Raw genomic sequence first — 17238 nt, forward strand, 5'->3', positions numbered from 1 at the left:
TTGCTAATATAAGCGCTGTAACGACATAATTAAATAACTCGCTAAATAAGTCTAAATAAGGAATTTTCATGAGTGCCGGCATTAAATATGTAACTGACGCCTCTTTCGAACAAGACGTCCTCAAGTCCGATAAACCTGTTCTGCTCGACTTCTGGGCTGAGTGGTGTGGTCCTTGCAAAATGATTGGTCCAATCCTGGAAGAGCTCGCTGGCGAATACGGCGACAAGCTACAGATCGCAAAAATGAATGTGGATGAGAACCAAGGCGTACCTGCCCAATTTAATATTCGCGGCATTCCTACCTTGATCCTCTTCAAAAATGGCACCGTGGCTGCTCAAAAAGTAGGCGCTTTGGCCAAATCTCAGTTGACTGCATTTATTGATAGTCACCTGTAAATAGTCTCAGACCACAGGTTCACCAGCTGAGCCTGTGGTTTTTACTAATTTACGGTAGTTGTCATCCCCGTTTTTTAGTGTAGTATTACTTAAACGCACTAATCAGTGCCCCGATTTTCAGCAAATTACCCCCTTCTTTAGCAAACACCCCAAATTCTGTTTTTCTACATCTGCGTGATCTCTATCAGCGCAGCGATACCCCAAAACAAATTCTTTCTATTCTGATTTTTTCTTTTATCTACACCCGAGAACCACATGCAATTAACTGAACTCAAAGGCCTCCACGTATCCGCTTTGCTTGAAATGGCAGCTAGCTTGGAGATTGAAAACACACAACGGATGCGCAAACAAGAATTGATGTTTGCCATTCTGAAAAAACGTGCGAAGGCTGGTGAAACAGTATTCGGCGACGGCACTTTGGAGGTATTGCCTGACGGCTTTGGTTTCTTGCGCTCACCTGAAGCCTCTTACATGGCTTCTCCAGATGACATCTATATCTCCCCTGCGCAGATTCGCCGCTTTAACTTACACACCGGCGACAGCGTTGAAGGTGAAGTGCGTACACCTAAAGATGGCGAGCGTTACTTTGCTTTGGTAAAGGTCGACAAGATCAACGGTTTGGCCCCAGAAGCCCTCAAGAACCGCATCATGTTCGAGAACTTAACGCCTTTGCACCCAAACCGTGTGATCGGCTTAGAGCGCGATATCAAGGCAGAAGAGAATCTGACTGGCCGCATTATTGATATGATCTCCCCTATTGGCTACGGCCAACGTGGCTTGATCGTAGCATCGCCTAAATCCGGAAAGACCGTGATGATGCAGCACATTGCACACGCAATTTCTGCAAATAATCCTGATGCCATTCTCATCGTATTGCTCGTAGACGAGCGCCCAGAAGAAGTTACTGAAATGCAACGCTCCGTTCGCGGCGAAGTTGTTGCCTCTACTTTTGATGAGCCAGCTGTGCGTCACGTTCAAGTTGCCGAAATGGTGATTGAAAAAGCAAAACGTTTAGTAGAAATGGGTAAAGATGTGATCATCTTGCTTGACTCGATTACCCGTCTTGCTCGCGCATACAACACGGTAGTTCCTTCATCAGGCAAGGTACTGTCTGGTGGTGTAGATGCAAATGCATTGCAACGCCCTAAGCGCTTCTTCGGTGCTGCTCGCAATATTGAAGAAGGTGGATCTCTCACTATCATCGCTACTGCGTTGATAGAAACTGGCAGCCGTATGGATGACCTTATCTATGAAGAGTTCAAGGGTACTGGCAATATGGAAGTTCACCTTGAGCGTCGTTTGGCCGAGCGTCGTGTTTACCCATCTATTAACCTTAATAAGTCCGGCACCCGCCGTGAAGAGTTGCTGGTTAAAGCTGAAAACCTCCAGAAGATCTGGGTATTGCGTAAATTACTGGCCGATATGGACGATATCGAAGCGATGAACTTCATCGTCGATAAGCTCAAATCAACCAAAAATAATGGTGAATTCTTCGACTTAATGCGTCGCGGAGGCTAATTTAGGGGTCTAGGAGGCCGTTTTGGCCCTTTTTAGACCGCCAAAATGCGCTTTGTTATTGATTTCATGGCATAATTTCGCCTTTACTGCTTTTAAAACCTGGGAAAGTATTTAAGTCAATTTGGCTCAAACGGCTACCCGCTCATAGGACTCATAATGAAACCTGGCATTCACCCTGAATATCGTGAAATCGTCTTTGTAGACGTTTCTAATAACTTCAGCTTCAAGACTCGCTCCACAATGGCTACTAAAGAGACCATTAAGTGGGAAGATGGCAATGAATATCCATTGGCCAAGATCGAGACTTCTTCTGAATCACACCCTTTCTACACTGGTACCCAAAAAATTATGGATACCGCTGGTCGTGTTGAGAAATTCCGTCAGAAATTCGGCACCAAGGCTGTTGCTAAGGCATCCGGTGATGGCGCTGCTAAAACAGCTGAGAAAAAAGCTGCTGCTGCAGAAGCTAAAGCTGCTGAAAAGCCAGCCAAGAAGAAGGCTTAATACACCTCTATTCGCAGGGTATATGAAATACCATCTCTGCGAGATAATTAAGGCAGCGTTTGCTGCCTTTTTTATTTTGAACTGCACTCATGGTCAAACTTACCGCCGCTGCCACTAAATCGATTCCGCGCATCATTATTTTTGCGCTGACTTTGGTTTATGGTTTTGCTGGCCTTTTCTTTCGGGATCCCTGGAAGAACGAAGACGCTATTGGCTTTGGCGGCATGTGGACACTCTTTCGCGGCAACTCTATTGACTGGATAGTTCCGCATTTAGCCGGTCGCGATATCTCACTCGGTACACCACTACCCTATTGGATTGGGGCGACACTCATTAAATGGTTTGGTCCACTTATTGGCGCTGCCAATGCTGCTCGTTTATATTCGGCAATTTGCTTCTTTGCTGCCGCACTAGCTATTTGGTATGCAACCTATTTATTAGGTCGTCGTCGTGAAGTGCAACCAATGGCGTTAGCTGTTGGCGGTCAACCTGACTTAAAGAGTTACGGCATGACCTTGGCAGATGGCGCTCTACTCATTTTCTTAGCTTGCGTAGGTCTTGCTCAGCGCGCTCATGAAACTACGCCAATGATGGCGCAACTAATGGGCATCAGCATTGTTCTTTATGGGACAGTGCGTGGCTTAGATAAGCCGTGGCAAGGTGGTTTATGGACTGGTCTTGGTATTGCCATCGTCGCACTATCGAGCAACCTCACTCTGAGCTTAATTGTTGTCACCTCAACCATTATTGCGGTCATTGCTAGCAATGCAAAGTTGCGCTTTCGCTGGACGCTTACCAGCACTGTCTTGGGCTTAATTGGTTTTGCAATTTGGCCTTTAGTTTGGTACTTAGGCGATCTCTCACCACAGTGGCGACATATCGCCGAAGAAGGTTGGCGCAACATGCCAGAAATGCGTGCTACTCCATCTATTGAATCACTAGGATTCTTAAGCGTGAACTTCTGGGCTTACGCTTGGCCTGTCTGGCCGCTTGCGGTCGTTTCACTTGCTCACTGGGGTCGCACTAAAGAAGCTGGCGCATGGCGCGCTCCACACCTCGCCATTCCATTGAGTTTATTTATTGGCAGCTTAATTTATGTTCTATTCCGCCTAGAAGCGAATGAACATGACTTGATGATCTTAATTCCAAGCCTTTCTATCATTGCTGCATTTAGCCTGCCCGTTCTCAAGCGTAGTGTGATTAGCTTTATTGATTGGTTTGCGATGTTTAGCTTTACTCTCATTGCATTAGCCATCTGGATTATTTGGTTAGCAAAAGTTACCGGCTATCCAGAATCTACTGCGGCAAATATTGCACGCCTACTTCCAGGGTTTGAGAGTCAATTTAATGCTCTGGCATTCATTGTGGCGCTCATTACTACTGGCGTATGGCTTGCAGTCGTTCGCTGGAGAACTTCACGCGCTCCAAAAGAAATTTGGCGCTGCCTCATCATCTCAGCATCAGGCACCACCCTCATGTGGGTTCTACTGATGAGTCTTTGGTTACCAACCATTAACTATGCCAAAACCTATCGTCATGTTTCAGCTCGTTTAGTGCAAATGGTTCCCTCAAGAGGTGGCTGTATTGATACCAGCAATCTTGGCTTTGCTCAACTAGCCTCTTTTGAATATTTCTCCAAACTCAACTTGCGCGATGATCCAAATTGTCCTTGGATGCTTACCCACAGCCAATCCGAGGCAAAAGCCTACGCACAATTGAATAATAAGAAACTCACTCTACTTTGGGAAGACCGTCGTGCCGCTGACCGCGACGAGCGCTTGCGTCTTTACGAAGTCATCCCAGAATAAATCGTGCTGCACTTTAAGTTATCGCGCCTGCGCGAGGATATTCCCTCCTTACTAAAACTAGCTGGGCCATTACTTATTGGTCAACTAGCGGTTATTGCTTTTGGCGTTCTAGATACAGCAATGACAGCTCGATACTCCGCTGACGACCTAGCAGCACTCGCAATGGCCTCAGCTATTTTCATTAGTATTTATGTTGGGTTAACAGGCGTGATCTCTGCGCTTGCACCAATTGCAGGTCAACTATTTGGCGCGAAACGCTTTTCAGAAATCGGTGAAGAGGTTCGTCAAGCAACCTGGCTCGCTTTAGGACTGAGTGTTTTAGGCTGCTTCATTTTGCTCAACGCAGATCATTTACTTTCCATCTCACAAATGAATACCGCGATTGAAGGCAAAGCAAAGTTATATCTCAATATCCTAGCAATCGGCCTACCTGCCAGCATGGGAATGCGCGTCCTGATGGCACTTCACAATGCCGTGTCGCGCCCTACCGTGATTACAGTGGTGCAAATCATCGGCCTAGCTCTTAAATTACCCCTCAACCTGCTCTTTATTTACGGTGGCTTAGGTATTGATGGCATGGGCGGTCCCGGTTGTGCCGTTGCCACTGTCATCATCAATTGGTCATGGCTACTCATGACTTTGGGCTTTGTATTGTTTGACCACTTTTACAAGCCATTTAAGATCTTTACGCGCTTTAGTATGCCTAACTGGCACCGCATCTGGACTTTACTTAAACTTGGTACCCCTATTGGCTTTAGTTACTTGATTGAGGTGACTTCATTCACCTTCATGTCTCTATTTATCGCTCGCCTTGGAACTACCGCATTAGCAGGCCATCAAATTGTGGCGAATATGGGGACCGTCATTTATATGGTGCCACTCTCACTCTCGATTGCAACGATGACACTAGTATCTCAATCGATTGGCGCCAATAAACCCGAGCGCGCCGAAGAGATCGGTTGGTCCTCCGTCTTTTTTACAACCGCACTTTGTATCAGCATTGGTATTACCGTTTGGATTTTAAGAGCGCAGCTACTCGATTTATATGATCCACCGGCGGAAGTGAAGGCGTTCTCCATCCCCCTCTTCTTGTTTATTGCGTTTTATCAAGTGTTTGATGCGCTACAAATTACTGCGGCATTTATTTTGCGAGCTTACCGCATTGCTTTTTGGCCCATGGTCATCTACGCGGGTTCGCTTTGGGGTGTTGGCCTTGGTGGCGGCTACCTCATGGGCTTTAATGTCTTAGGTAATACGCCTGAGTTCTTGCGGGGGGCTAATGGGTTCTGGGCCGGAAATAGCCTGAGCCTAGCTTTGGCTGCATGCTTTTTACTCTACCTCTTTAGAAGAACGGCGGAGCGCTATGAGAAAACGCATCCGCCGGTAGAGGTTTAATAAAAGGCTTTACGCCTTTTACGTTTCTGCTCCGTTACTTATAAACCTTCAAAGTAGAAGCATCATCATCTAAACGTCTCTTCAAATTGCGCTGCTGCCCTGCGGATCCAGGGTTATTGGTAATAAAGTTTTGATCAGCCAAATGCTTACGGACATCTTCCGCCAAATCCAAAGAAGCCAACTTCATTAGCTTCGCGTTACTTGGTTTATGGCCGGTATCTCTACCGTCGATTTGAACGTCTTTGCCCTCTCCTGAAGCAACAAAAGAGGCCACGATTTGAGATGTCTTGGTGTCAATAATATTAAAGTCTACTGTCACCTCTAGCGTCACCTGTTGCGAGGTAGATTTTGTACCCGGGATATCTGCTACGTTATCTGTACTGGATATTTCAGCTAAAACGCCATACAACACATAGTCTGCATCACCAAAATCACCTGCCTTAATACGTTTGACGATATCAAAAAACTCGTCACCTTGATTAGGCGTAGCTACGGTAGCTTTAGCTTGAACTACTTTATAGCCGGACTTGATTAGCAGACCGCGAATAGGGTTAGCCAAATAACGCAATTCGCCATATTCACTATTACTTTGATAGCCAGACTTCTTCATGCTTTGGGTACTTGCGATTGATGAGCTTGAGCCTGGTGTCGCAGCATCAACTAGTGGGGCTGGAGGCGCGCCTGTGCCAGGGCTTGTCGCCTTTGGATCAGATAAGTCTGTGAACTTCACTGGAAATGCAGATGAATTTGCGCCGCCTGTAATAGCAGAGGCATTTGCCTTATCAGCATCCACCTCTATTGTCTTTGGTGCAATAGTTGAGGATATGCTGTTTCCTGTCGTTGTTCTAGTCTCCTCAATAAAGGTTAAGTTCTTACCTTCTCTTTTGAAGTAGATATCCGTCACGGCAATAGACTTCGAATCAGCATTAAGAGCCTCAGCATTAATGACTGGATTCTTGGGTGGATCAGCAGGTCTTTGACCAACGATCGCCGATTCTACGCTTGGAGCAGGCGGCTTAGTAGCACAACCAGCCAAGAAAACCAGACTCAGACTCGTGCAAGCTAAAAAGATTTTATTCATGTATGCTCAATTCTTTATGGTGTGAAATAGCGTATTAGCGCGTTGCAGTCTTACGAATCTCTTTTTCATCAGCCCACTCAAGCAGACCAGATTCGTTATTAATCAGATTTAAGTTAAAGACGTAATAAACATCTTTTACATCTTTCGTATTCTTCACAATAGAAGCAATAGATCCCTCAATGCGATATTGAGCACCTTGCATATTGCCAGTTTTGGCAATTGTGCTGTTCTTATATAGGCCTGACTGATTCTGACGCTTAAGCTCTTCTGTTTGATTTTGCATCTCAGATACGCTAACGGCAAAACGCACTTGACCACTTTTCATTAATTGCGTGCGGATCTTATCGGTAATGACGCGCGTATCAATGTACTCAGAAGTCTTATTCTTCACGTCTGCCAGGGTCACAATAGGCGCATCCTTACTTCCAGAGATGGCTTTAGACTGCAGCAATGATCTTGTCATTGCCTCAGCTATCATCTGCAAATCAGTAGAGCCATAATTTACGTTGACTGTCTCAACAGCTTTGGCATCGCCGTAACGAACTTGCGGTCCTGAGCAAGCAGCTAGAGCGGCTACAGACAAAACAATGGCGGATAAATGGATGGTCTTTGTCTTCATAGTCATTTTCAATCAGTCCTAATGTCTTCAAAAAGGTTTTTATTTGTATTGATTTAACTCAAAACGAAAGTCGGTAGCATCAGGTGTTGGAGCTATACCCATAATAACGGTCGTCTGACCTTTGCCAACCGTCACAGGCTTCCATGCCTCTTCATCTGTCACTGTCATGCCGTTTTTACCAATCCATTTGAATCGATAAGAAACGAGATTCGATTTACTCTCATTCAAAATCGTCACTTGTGCAGTTAATACGCCATTGCGCATCAGACTTCGCATATCGGTAATTTGAATGCTATCTGTATCACCCATCCTTACCGTCATGTCCTTCATGGATGGTGTTGAGCTACACGCTGCTAGTGCAAGCGCGGTCAGAAGAATGGCAAGGTACTTATTCATCGAGGTCTTTCTTAATTAAAAAGCTGCTGAAAGCTGTTTAGCAGGTTGGGTGGCTCATACGGCCTCACCCCTTCTATATTACTGCTTGCTGGTCTATCAGAAGGGCTGGGCGCAGAAGCGTTATTCGGACTTGAGGCTGGGGCTGGTGTTGGAGTCGACGGCTGAGCTACAACAGGTGTAGAAATAACCTTCTCGGTAGTCACGATCGGCACTACTGAATCGACCTCCTCAGGCTTTGGATCCTGAAAACTTTCCCATAACTTCTTGAGACCATCCATGGCACTGCCTGATGACTGAGCTGGTAGGGTGATAGATGAAGTTGTAGCTGTAGAGACCTCAACTGGAGGTACTGCGGGACTACTAGTAACAGGTACGGGCGCAACTAATTTAGGCGGAAGCGCTGCCGGATCATTTGAGGTGAGTACTGTAGCTTTATTTCTAAACATGCGAATGTAAACTACGTTATACCCGCCCACCAAATTGACTGTTTGGGAAGCTGTTACGCCTGATGGCAAAGTGTATTTAAGAGCAGTAGGGCCAATTGGTAAACCCATTCTGGCCATATACGTTTGTGCTGGCAAAGTTGACCAATGGCGCACATCGGTCACATTAATCGCTTGTAGACCATACCCCGTGATCATGCCAGCTATAGCCCCTATAAGAGCGGCAGTCCCATTGTTTTGGTTATTTTGATTGTTCTGATTACGCTGAGTAGCAGCTTGTTGAGCAGCGCGATCAGCCGCAAATTGAGCAGCAAGAGATACAAGCGCTCTTGAAGAAGCTCTTAAGACGTAAGCCGGCATCTCATCACGTAAGTTCTTCCGGGCCATTGCATCAATATTTGCAACCAATTCTGGATTGGCTACCCTATCGCCCAATTGGATCAATGAGGGTCTAAAACGCTCAGTAGATTTTTCAATCACAGGAAAAGTTAAGGTGATGAGCTTAGAATTGCCGCCGATATTAAATGTTTGGCTAATTTGATAAGGAATAATTTTTGGCATATACCCTGTATCAATCACGATCAAGGTATCGGCAAAAGATTTTTTACTGCGATTAGCAATATTTGAATCTAGCTTAGCAATACTGGTTTTAAAGAAATTGACTTGTGGACGCAATTCAATCGCAAGGCGATATCCTGGAGCAGCCAAGCTAGCCTCACCTTGTGACTCATGAATAAAGCCTGATAAGTAATACGCTGCTGGATTTTGATAAGAATTCTTGAGGCTACGGGTTTCTTCATCGTCCAATAAATTAATTGGATAGCCGCTGATATTTTCAATACGACTGGTAGCGGCCTGAGTATTTGGGTTCGCTTGCTGCTCACGCTCTACTTTGGATACTGCGGCAACTTTACTTTGAATAAGCTCTTCAATCACCTTCTCGCGCTGCGCCATCTTTTTTGCCTCTACCATGGCATCATCCCATCGGCCTTGTGAGAGATGATTTAAAGCTAAGGTCTGACTTAACAAAGTCACTTCATAAGGCTTGGGGTCGTACTCACTACTAAAACCTTCAGACAAAACATAGGAGCTAGTTCCCGAAAAAGAGCGCCTCAGTTTGTCGCCAGTTGTTACCTCCCAACGACTTACCAATTGATCTGCTGCTAACAGATTTTGTGTACTACTTGGGATCTGAGAAGGGCCCTGTAAGCGCTGCACCCCACCCATCTCCATGTAGTAGAGGGTATTTTTATCTTTGAATGCACTCTGAATGACAGCCGCAGTGTTTTGCAAGTCTCCGTTTTTGAACGGCTCCTTAGACTCATTCATCTTCAATTGCTGAGTCTGCGTTGCGCAGCCAAGCAATAAAGTGACTGCCAGTACGATACCGAATTTAGAAAAGTCTAATGCTAAAAATTTAAGCAAATTGATGGGTTGGTGAATATAGTAGAAAAACAATAGTGCCTTTATTTAGCTGCCACCCTTTTAACGCCTGAAAACAGCTTGAAGCTGACATAAAAGAGCTTATTACTCTAATTTTGCGCCAGATTGCTGCACCACCCTACCCCATTTAGAGGCCTCCGAAGCGATTAGCTTAGAAAGGTCTTTGGGGCTGCCAGGCGCTGGATCGAGGCCACCAGCCAAAAGACGGGATTTAACCTCGGAATTACCCAAGGTATGGCGCACCATTTGATTCAGTTGCTTTTGAATATGCGGAGGCAAATTCGCTGGCGCCATCAAAGAAAACCAAGAAACGGATTCAAACCCGGTCAATCCCTGCTCAGCCAGAGTCGGGATTTCTGGGGCGGCATGAGAACGCTTGAGAGTGGTTACTCCAAGAGCCTGTACTTCCCCGGCCTTAATCAGAGTCAAAGACGATGAGAGGTTATCAAATAGCATGGAGATACGGCCGCTTAATAAATCTGGCAATGATTGGGCGCGACCCTTATAAGGGATATGTCTTATTTGAACGCCAGCCATCTCTTTGAATAGCTCGCCTGACATATGCAGTGAAGTGCCAACTCCTGATGAGCCAAAAGTCAATTGATCTGGCTTTGCTTTTGCCAACTCAATTAACTCATGAAGATTATTCACGCCTAATTTTTTATTCACAACCAGTACGTTTGGTGTGCTAGCTAAAAAACTAATGGGCGTGAAATCTTTTACAGGATCGTAAGAAAGTTTTTCATAAAGAGCGCCATTAATCGCATGAATGCCTACGGTGCCGATGAGTAAGGTATATCCATCAGACTCACTTTTTGCAACCAAGTCAGCACCAATATTACCGCCATAACCTGGCTTGTTCTCTACCAATACTGGAACCCCTAAGCTTTGCTGCCAATTTTCAGCTAGCACGCGGGCCAAGATATCTGGTGCGCCGCCCGGAGTAAAAGTGACAATAATCCGAATTGGCTGCTTAGGCCAAGCAGACTTTCCCGCTGATTTCGATTGTCCATGAGCGCTAACAGCCACTAGCAACGCTAGACAAAAAAACAGGAGGCGCTTAAAAACCCTGGAGAATTGCATATTCTATGAACGCAGAACTAGACCGAGGGGTCTAAGTTAAAAACCAAAGCGAGAGCGCAGCCACAGCCAGCCATCGTATTTCACTGGGTCGTCAGCACAAGGGCCGATACCGCATTCCAGCAAAGTGGAAACAAGATTTCCTAGTACCAACAAAATAAAGAGAATGACTAAAGCATTTGCAAACCAGGAGCGCGAGCGCACATCACGATTAGGCAGCATTAACAACACTGCTAAACCTAGCAATAAACCGGTATAGCCAACATAAGCCCAAGTATAGAAATGCAACTCTAAGAAGGTTTTACCAAAACCTTTGTCGCCCGGCAAAATATGTAAGAACACCTGGCGTAATGAAACCATCATCCCCACAAGGCCACCAATAATGCCCCAGCCATAATGAGATGAATGCGCACCACAACGAATATTTAAGACCAAGGCAAAACCAATAATCACAAATCCAATACGTTGCATTAGACATAGAGGGCAAGGCAGCTCACCAAAATAGATTTGATCTACAAATGCATAGGCTAGCATGCCAACAACCGCTAGCAGCGCAAGTTGGTTACCCAAGGCGGCTAATGAAGGAAAAGAATGTCTGCTCATGATGGATTACAGACTAATGTTGAGATGGCTATTTGCATGGAAACGGAACCAAACCAACAGGATTCCGATAGTAATGGCCAAAAGTATTAAGCCTGCAAGGCGTTTCTCAAACCAGACCAATACGAGTCCGATGAAAGCTGTCAGGAAAGGCAGGAACATGTACATAAAGGAATTCTAGCGCAGTAGGTTCTGGGTATGGATAAAAACTCTATTGCAAGGCTTGAGAAATGGTCTTTTCTCGATTTAAGGCATGGGCCTTTGTTTAGAATAAGACTATGACTGCCAACTCCTCCCCACCCTGCCTGGATTTAAACATCGACGGAAAAATTGCGCGAGTTATCTTTAATAATCCCGCAGCCCGTAATGCCCTAACATGGCCAATGTATGAAGAGCTAAAACTGATTTGCGACTCACTGGCAAAAAACACCGATATTCGAGTAGTCATTTTTCGGGGAGCGGGAGACAAAGCATTTGTTTCGGGAAGCGATATTCAACAGTTTGTTGATCTCAAAGAGAATGAGGCTTATGAAGTTGCTGTCGACCAAATCTTTGCTTCCTTGCAACAACTGCCTATGCCAACGATTGCTATGATTGAAGGTTTGGCAGTAGGTAGCGGACTTTTAATGGCAACCGCATGTGACTTTCGAATCTCCACACCCGAAGCGCGCTTTGGTATACCAGTAGCCAAGACCTTGGGTAACTGCTTATCACCAAGCAATCTATCCTGGCTCGCGACTCACCTTGGCATACCTACCGCAAAGAAAATGTTACTCACCGCAGAACTGATTAAGGCACCACAATTATTGGAGTCAGGTTTTCTATATCAAACGATAGATGCATCAGAAATAGATGCAGCAACGACTGCGCTGGCACAAAAACTGGCATCACTTGCACCAATCACTCAAAAGGCAAGCAAGCTAGCATTGGCACGTCTTCTCCAAAGCAATCTACCGGATTGCACTGATCTCATGCGTGAAACCTACAACAGTAAAGACTTCAGAGAGGGAGTGAACGCCTTCTTAGAGAGCCGCTCACCCCAGTGGATTGGTAAGTAAGGCCTAAAGAGCCGCTAACTTAGCCTTAGAGTTTAAAAAATCCACTACGATTTTTACAAACTGATCCGGCACCTCAACATGAGGCACGTGACCGACATTCTCAATCGGTACTAGTTTTGCATTAGGGATAGCTGCTTGCGCTTTCTTGCCCAACTCCGGAAAGTTACCCAAAGACTTAACAGCCTCTGGCGGCGCAAAGCGGCGTCCAAATACGGTGCGATCTTTTTGACCAATTACCAAGAGCACCGGCATCTTTAGTTGCGGCAAGTCATTCACAACTGGTTTTTCTGCAATCATCTGATAGGTCAGCACAGAAGTCTTAGCATAAGCTGGATAGTCTGGGCCTTTTTGTACTCGCACATAGACCTCTACAAACTTTTCATAACTAGGCTGCCAAACTGGGAAATAGGTTTGCAAAAAACGACGGTAGCTAGTTTCTGTTTGCGCCATTTCTAATTTCAGAAGATCTTCATTCTTCTGCGGAGGAATATCTTTACTGTAATCCTCAAGACCCAGTGGATTCTCTAGAACCAACTTTTGCACTGTTTGAGGATATAGACGTGCAAAACGAACACCAACCATTCCCCCCATTGAGTTTGCAATGACTGAAACTCGTTGAATATTGAGAGACTTTAATAAAGCCTGAGTATTAGCAGCTAAATCATCAAAGTGGTAAGCCACATCAGGCTTAGAGGACTTTCCAAAGCCAATCTGATCTGGGGCAATTACCCTATAACCGGCTTTAGATAGGCCAACAATCGTTGGCACCCAATAATCACTAGAAAAGTTCTTGCCATGAAACAAAACCACCACACCCTTTTGTTTACCTAAACTAGCAACATCCATGTACATCATGCTGGCTGGCTGCCCTTGTAAGGAAGTCTTAAATTCTTTTAAAGGGTAAGGATAGGGCCAATTACTTAAGCGCAAATCTAATGGGGCTGCATCAGCATAGAGGCTGGACGGAGCAGTAGGTTTGCTAGCTTGCTCATTATGAGCGCAGGAAACAAGAAACAAGGACAGAGCCCCTGCCGAAAATACGAGACCTATTTTCTTAAACAAACGATTCATCAAGCAAACCTCTTTTGTATTTAGATCACTTTTGTCTTTAAATTAGGTAAGCCTGCAACGCTACCTTCGAGCACATCGCCTTTTTTCACGGGACCAACACCTGCTGGCGTGCCCGAGAAAATAAGATCCCCTGGTTCCAAAGTAAATAGAGTAGAAAGATAAGCAATCGTATCAGGAACATTCCAAATCAGTTGATTGAGATCGCCCTCTTGACGAACTTCACCATTCACTAACAACTTGACTGAACCCTTGGATGGATGGCCACACTGACTTACTGGGGTAATTTCTCCGCACGGTGCAGATTGATCAAATGCCTTGCCCGTATCCCAAGGGCGCCCCATCTTTTTAGCCTCACCTTGTAGATCACGTCTGGTCATATCCAAACCCACCCCATAACCATACACATGTTCAAGCGCTTTATCTGCAGGGATGTTTGCACCACCCTTGCCAATCGCTACAACCATTTCAATTTCGTGATGAACGTCATTTGAAAGATTGGGATAAGCCATCTCTTTGCCATCAGTCACAATCGAATTAGCAGGCTTCATAAAGAAGAATGGTGGCTCACGATCAGGATCATGCCCCATTTCACGAGCATGATCAGCATAGTTACGGCCAACACAATAAATGCGATTGACTGCAAAGCGACGGGTATCCCCCGTTACCGGCAGGGAAACTACTGCAGGAGGGTCAATCACAAATGCTGAGCACATAAAAACCTTTCTATGAATTTTGCTAAATGAGTGTTTTATTTCTGATGAGTAGAAGTATGGCGCAATTTCAATAACAAGATACTAAGAGCTAAAGCAAAGGTCAATGCATTTGCTATGATCAGAGGCCACTTCTCAATAATGAGGCCATAGATGAGCCACAAGCCCACGCCAACAGTAAACAAGGAATACATCCCTAAGGAAATGCCCGAAAGATCCCTCGTTCGCCAAGAGCGTAAGGCCTGAGGCAGAAAGGCGATTGTGGTTAAGAATGCAGCGCAATAACCAATAATCTCTATTTGATGAGGATTTAAGGTCATTTAATCTCTAAAGCAAACAATCTATGTTCCGCTTCACTCTATAGCGCCAGAGTTAAGGCTTTTTCGTACCCGCTTTACGAACTTCTAATTCTTTATTAATGGCTGCAGTCATTTTGGCATCTGGCGTTTTCCAATTGCCGCCTGAATTATTGACGATATAAACCACTGCGTCTGAGAAGCCCTCAATACTGAGATTAGGGTTGCCACCTTTTGGAGGCATTCCTCTCACGCCAAAATAAGCATGAGCGGTCAAGGTTGCCTGGCCTTCTGCAATGAGAGGAGCCCATTTAGCTTTGTCACCAAATTTAGGTGCATTCAGTACACCCGTTCCATGACAAGCGGCGCAGACTTGTTTATAGGTGTTCTCGCCAGATTGCGCGTTAGCGATTTGTGAAAACATAACACCGAATAAACATGGCAAGATCAAGCTAAAGGACTTTAAGCGCATCGGAGCACCCTCTTATTAATGGATGATTAAGAATGTATCTCAAATTGCTGAGATTTGCCTACACCCAATAAATAATCAGGCCAAGCCAAGGGCGCTAGCAATCTGATAGGTGATAAATGCAGCAATATAGGCCAATCCGAACAGATAGCCCAGCATAATGAAAGGAATCTTCCAGCCGCCAGTCTCTCGCTTTACTGCCGCAATGGTTGACAAGCATTGCGGAGCAAATACAAACCATGCCAATAAAGAAAGTGCAGTGGCTAAAGACCAGCCGCTAGAAATCAAAGGGATCAATGCGTCTGCTGCATCCGCACTTGAGCTGGATAACGCGTATACCGTTGCCAAAGAGCTCACCACAACCTCGCGAGCCGCCATACCAGGCACCAGGGCAATGCTGATTTGCCAGTTAAAACCAATAGGCGAGAATACATAAGCCAAGGCTTGGCCTAACATGCCAGCAAAGCTATATTGAATAGGCGAGCCTGTTGAACTGTCTGGAGGCAATGGAAAACTAGACAACACCCATAAGCCAATTGTCATTACCAAAATAATACCGCCGACACGACGTAAGAATATTTCTGCGCGTTGCCATAGGCTGATCGCCAAATTACTTAAGCGAGGCATGTGATAGCTAGGCAACTCCATCATCAGCGCGTTCATCTTAAATTGCTCACTCGTAAAGCGTTTCAGAATCCAAGCAACTGCCATCGCCCCTAAGATTCCAGCGAGATAGAGTAAGAACAAAACTAAGCCTTGCAGATCAATACCTGCCCAGAGCTTTCGTTCTGGAATAAATGCAGAGATTAATAGCGCATAAACCGGTAAACGCGCAGAACACGTCATCATCGGCGCAATGAGAATGGTCACCATACGATCGCGCGAATTCGAGATACTTCTAGTAGCCATGATTCCAGGAATTGCACAAGCAAAGCTGGAAAGCAGCGGTATAAAAGATCTGCCGGACAGACCAACCGATCCCATTACCCTATCCAAAAGATACGCAGCTCTTGGAAGATAGCCGGATTCTTCAAGCAACAAAATGAAGAAAAACAAAATTAGAATCTGCGGCAAGAAGATCACCACGCCACCTAAGCCGGCCAAAATTCCGTTGATCAATAAACTGCGCAACCAACCATTGGGCAGCAATTCAGCAATATGACCGCCAAGATATTCGACCGCATCCTTAATGAGGTCCATCGGTACCGTAGCCCAACTAAAGACTGCCTGAAAAATGCAAAAGAGTAAGACCACCAAAATAATGGGACCAAAAACTGGATGGAGCAATACCGCATCCAGACGATCGCTTAACTGATCAGGAATGATGCGATCCAACTTCAGGTTTTGCAGAATCTTTTGCACTTGAATATTGTCTGATTCAGTATGCGCAATATGAGAAGCAACACTCTCCAGAGTAGCGTCACCTGTGCCAGTGCGAAGACTATTTAAGTTTCGCCAATCTAAAGTAGACAGAAACTGCTTAATCTCATCAGCACCATTGGATTGAATACCAATACTGGTAAGCACGGGCAGGCCCAACTCCTTGGATAGCGCAGCAGTATCTATTTGCAGGCCTTGACGCTTGGCGATATCGAGCATGTTGAGCACCACAACACAAGGCAAACCAAGGCGTTTGGCGGCCAATACCAAACGTAAGTTGCGGCGTAGATTCATTGCGCTTAATACGCAGATAACCAAATCAGGGCGCTTCTCACCTTCCGCCCTGCCAAGCAATACATTACAAGTCACCCGCTCATCTAGCGATCTTGGATACAGACTATATGCACCCGGTAAATCTAGGATGCGAATATTTTTTTCTGAATCTAGCGTCAGACGCCCTTCTTTGCGCTCAACGGTAACGCCAGAATAATTAGCCACCTTTTGGCGACTACCAGTTAATAAATTAAATAGTGCTGTTTTGCCGCAATTGGGATTACCCAAAAGTGCTACAAGTGGCTCACTAGGAAAAAAGTGGACTTTGGATTCAGGCATGCCGCAAAGCTTCAACCAAAATCATGCGCACCTCTGATTGCCTCAAGGCAAAAGTTGAAGCGCCTACGCGAACCATATAGGGGCCCTTACCAAGCAAACCTTTACGCAAAACAGTAACTTGCTCACCAGGTAAAAAGCCAATGTCTTCTAGTTGCCCTTTAATTTGGGGTGCACCTTTGGGTGCGTCTACCTCAGTAACACGATAAAGACTACCTAAGTCGACTTGGTCTAAATTCATTAAATATGCTTTTTAGCTTGTTTAAAGTCCATTATAGCTACAAATGAGAATGAATATCATTCGTTTAACGGACTAACCATCTGGCAATAATGCCCCGTTTCAAGCATCTAAGGCTTGATCCA

Annotated in this window: 19 protein-coding genes; 6 read left to right on the top strand and 13 right to left on the bottom strand. The window is 45.3% G+C overall.

Features of this window, described 5'->3' with window-relative positions; genetic code table 11:
• The first annotated feature begins 68 nt into the window (after positions 1 to 68).
• The 5 genes from trxA (at position 69) to ICE93_RS09255 (ending at position 5620) form a co-directional block, all read left to right on the top strand.
• Positions 69 to 395, top strand: a complete 327-nt coding sequence (gene trxA / locus ICE93_RS09235; protein WP_068321063.1) for a thioredoxin TrxA — start codon at positions 69 to 71, stop codon at positions 393 to 395.
• A 255-nt stretch (positions 396 to 650) separates the two neighbouring features.
• Positions 651 to 1913, top strand: a complete 1263-nt coding sequence (gene rho, locus ICE93_RS09240; protein WP_215401123.1) for a transcription termination factor Rho — start codon at positions 651 to 653, stop codon at positions 1911 to 1913.
• A 156-nt stretch (positions 1914 to 2069) separates the two neighbouring features.
• Complete coding sequence (locus ICE93_RS09245) at positions 2070 to 2417, top strand: type B 50S ribosomal protein L31 (protein ID WP_068321059.1); 348 nt, start codon at positions 2070 to 2072, stop codon at positions 2415 to 2417.
• Between the two features lie 89 nt (positions 2418 to 2506).
• Positions 2507 to 4225, top strand: a complete 1719-nt coding sequence (locus ICE93_RS09250) for a glycosyltransferase family 39 protein (RefSeq protein ID WP_216187549.1) — start codon at positions 2507 to 2509, stop codon at positions 4223 to 4225.
• A 3-nt stretch (positions 4226 to 4228) separates the two neighbouring features.
• Positions 4229 to 5620: an MATE family efflux transporter gene (locus ICE93_RS09255; RefSeq protein ID WP_216187551.1), complete on the top strand. Its 1392-nt coding sequence runs from the start codon at positions 4229 to 4231 to the stop codon at positions 5618 to 5620.
• 34 nt (positions 5621 to 5654) lie between these two features.
• On the opposite strand, the gene ICE93_RS09260 is transcribed toward ICE93_RS09255, so the two are convergent.
• From ICE93_RS09260 to ICE93_RS09290, 7 genes are all read right to left on the bottom strand, one after another.
• Positions 5655 to 6701, bottom strand: coding sequence for a hypothetical protein (locus ICE93_RS09260; RefSeq protein ID WP_216187553.1), 1047 nt, complete (start codon positions 6699 to 6701; stop codon positions 5655 to 5657).
• Positions 6702 to 6735: 34 nt separating this feature from the next.
• On the bottom strand, positions 6736 to 7326 hold the full coding sequence (lpoB, locus tag ICE93_RS09265; protein WP_216187556.1) for a penicillin-binding protein activator LpoB: 591 nt from the start codon (positions 7324 to 7326) through the stop codon (positions 6736 to 6738).
• Positions 7327 to 7359: 33 nt separating this feature from the next.
• A complete protein-coding gene (locus ICE93_RS09270) occupies positions 7360 to 7716 on the bottom strand; it encodes a YcfL family protein (protein WP_216187558.1) in 357 nt (118 codons plus the stop codon).
• 11 nt (positions 7717 to 7727) lie between these two features.
• Positions 7728 to 9584 carry a COG3014 family protein gene (locus ICE93_RS09275; RefSeq protein ID WP_255554579.1) on the bottom strand — a complete coding sequence of 619 codons (1857 nt, stop codon included), beginning with the start codon at positions 9582 to 9584 and terminating at the stop codon, positions 7728 to 7730.
• A 102-nt stretch (positions 9585 to 9686) separates the two neighbouring features.
• Positions 9687 to 10685 (bottom strand): tripartite tricarboxylate transporter substrate binding protein, encoded by a 999-nt coding sequence (locus ICE93_RS09280; RefSeq protein ID WP_216187560.1) that lies wholly within the window; start codon positions 10683 to 10685, stop codon positions 9687 to 9689.
• A gap of 36 nt (positions 10686 to 10721) precedes the next feature.
• Entirely contained in the window at positions 10722 to 11285 is a 564-nt protein-coding gene (locus ICE93_RS09285) for a disulfide bond formation protein B (protein WP_216187563.1), read from the bottom strand.
• 6 nt (positions 11286 to 11291) lie between these two features.
• On the bottom strand, positions 11292 to 11450 hold the full coding sequence (locus ICE93_RS09290; RefSeq protein ID WP_216187565.1) for a DUF5993 family protein: 159 nt from the start codon (positions 11448 to 11450) through the stop codon (positions 11292 to 11294).
• 110 nt (positions 11451 to 11560) lie between these two features.
• Here ICE93_RS09290 and ICE93_RS09295 point away from each other — a divergent pair, with 110 nt between their 5' ends.
• A complete protein-coding gene (locus ICE93_RS09295) occupies positions 11561 to 12340 on the top strand; it encodes an enoyl-CoA hydratase/isomerase family protein (protein WP_216187568.1) in 780 nt (259 codons plus the stop codon).
• Positions 12341 to 12343: 3 nt separating this feature from the next.
• Here ICE93_RS09295 and ICE93_RS09300 read toward each other — a convergent pair whose 3' ends face one another.
• The 6 genes from ICE93_RS09300 to ICE93_RS09325 all read right to left on the bottom strand — a co-directional run bounded on the left by ICE93_RS09300 (position 12344) and on the right by ICE93_RS09325 (position 17116).
• On the bottom strand, positions 12344 to 13411 hold the full coding sequence (locus ICE93_RS09300) for an alpha/beta fold hydrolase (protein WP_216187570.1): 1068 nt from the start codon (positions 13409 to 13411) through the stop codon (positions 12344 to 12346).
• Positions 13412 to 13431: 20 nt separating this feature from the next.
• A complete protein-coding gene (locus ICE93_RS09305; RefSeq protein ID WP_216187573.1) occupies positions 13432 to 14124 on the bottom strand; it encodes a fumarylacetoacetate hydrolase family protein in 693 nt (230 codons plus the stop codon).
• Between the two features lie 35 nt (positions 14125 to 14159).
• Complete coding sequence (locus tag ICE93_RS09310; protein ID WP_216187575.1) at positions 14160 to 14441, bottom strand: SemiSWEET transporter; 282 nt, start codon at positions 14439 to 14441, stop codon at positions 14160 to 14162.
• 52 nt (positions 14442 to 14493) lie between these two features.
• Positions 14494 to 14889, bottom strand: a complete 396-nt coding sequence (locus tag ICE93_RS09315; RefSeq protein ID WP_216187578.1) for a cytochrome c5 family protein — start codon at positions 14887 to 14889, stop codon at positions 14494 to 14496.
• Positions 14890 to 14964: 75 nt separating this feature from the next.
• On the bottom strand, positions 14965 to 16878 hold the full coding sequence (locus ICE93_RS09320; protein WP_216187580.1) for a ferrous iron transporter B: 1914 nt from the start codon (positions 16876 to 16878) through the stop codon (positions 14965 to 14967).
• Entirely contained in the window at positions 16871 to 17116 is a 246-nt protein-coding gene (locus ICE93_RS09325) for a FeoA family protein (protein ID WP_216187583.1), read from the bottom strand. The genes ICE93_RS09320 and ICE93_RS09325 overlap by 8 nt, the downstream gene beginning before the upstream one ends.
• Positions 17117 to 17238: the final 122 nt, after the last annotated feature.

Origin of the sequence: Polynucleobacter sp. MWH-HuK1 (assembly GCF_018881815.1) — a bacterium.
Lineage (GTDB): Bacteria > Pseudomonadota > Gammaproteobacteria > Burkholderiales > Burkholderiaceae > Polynucleobacter.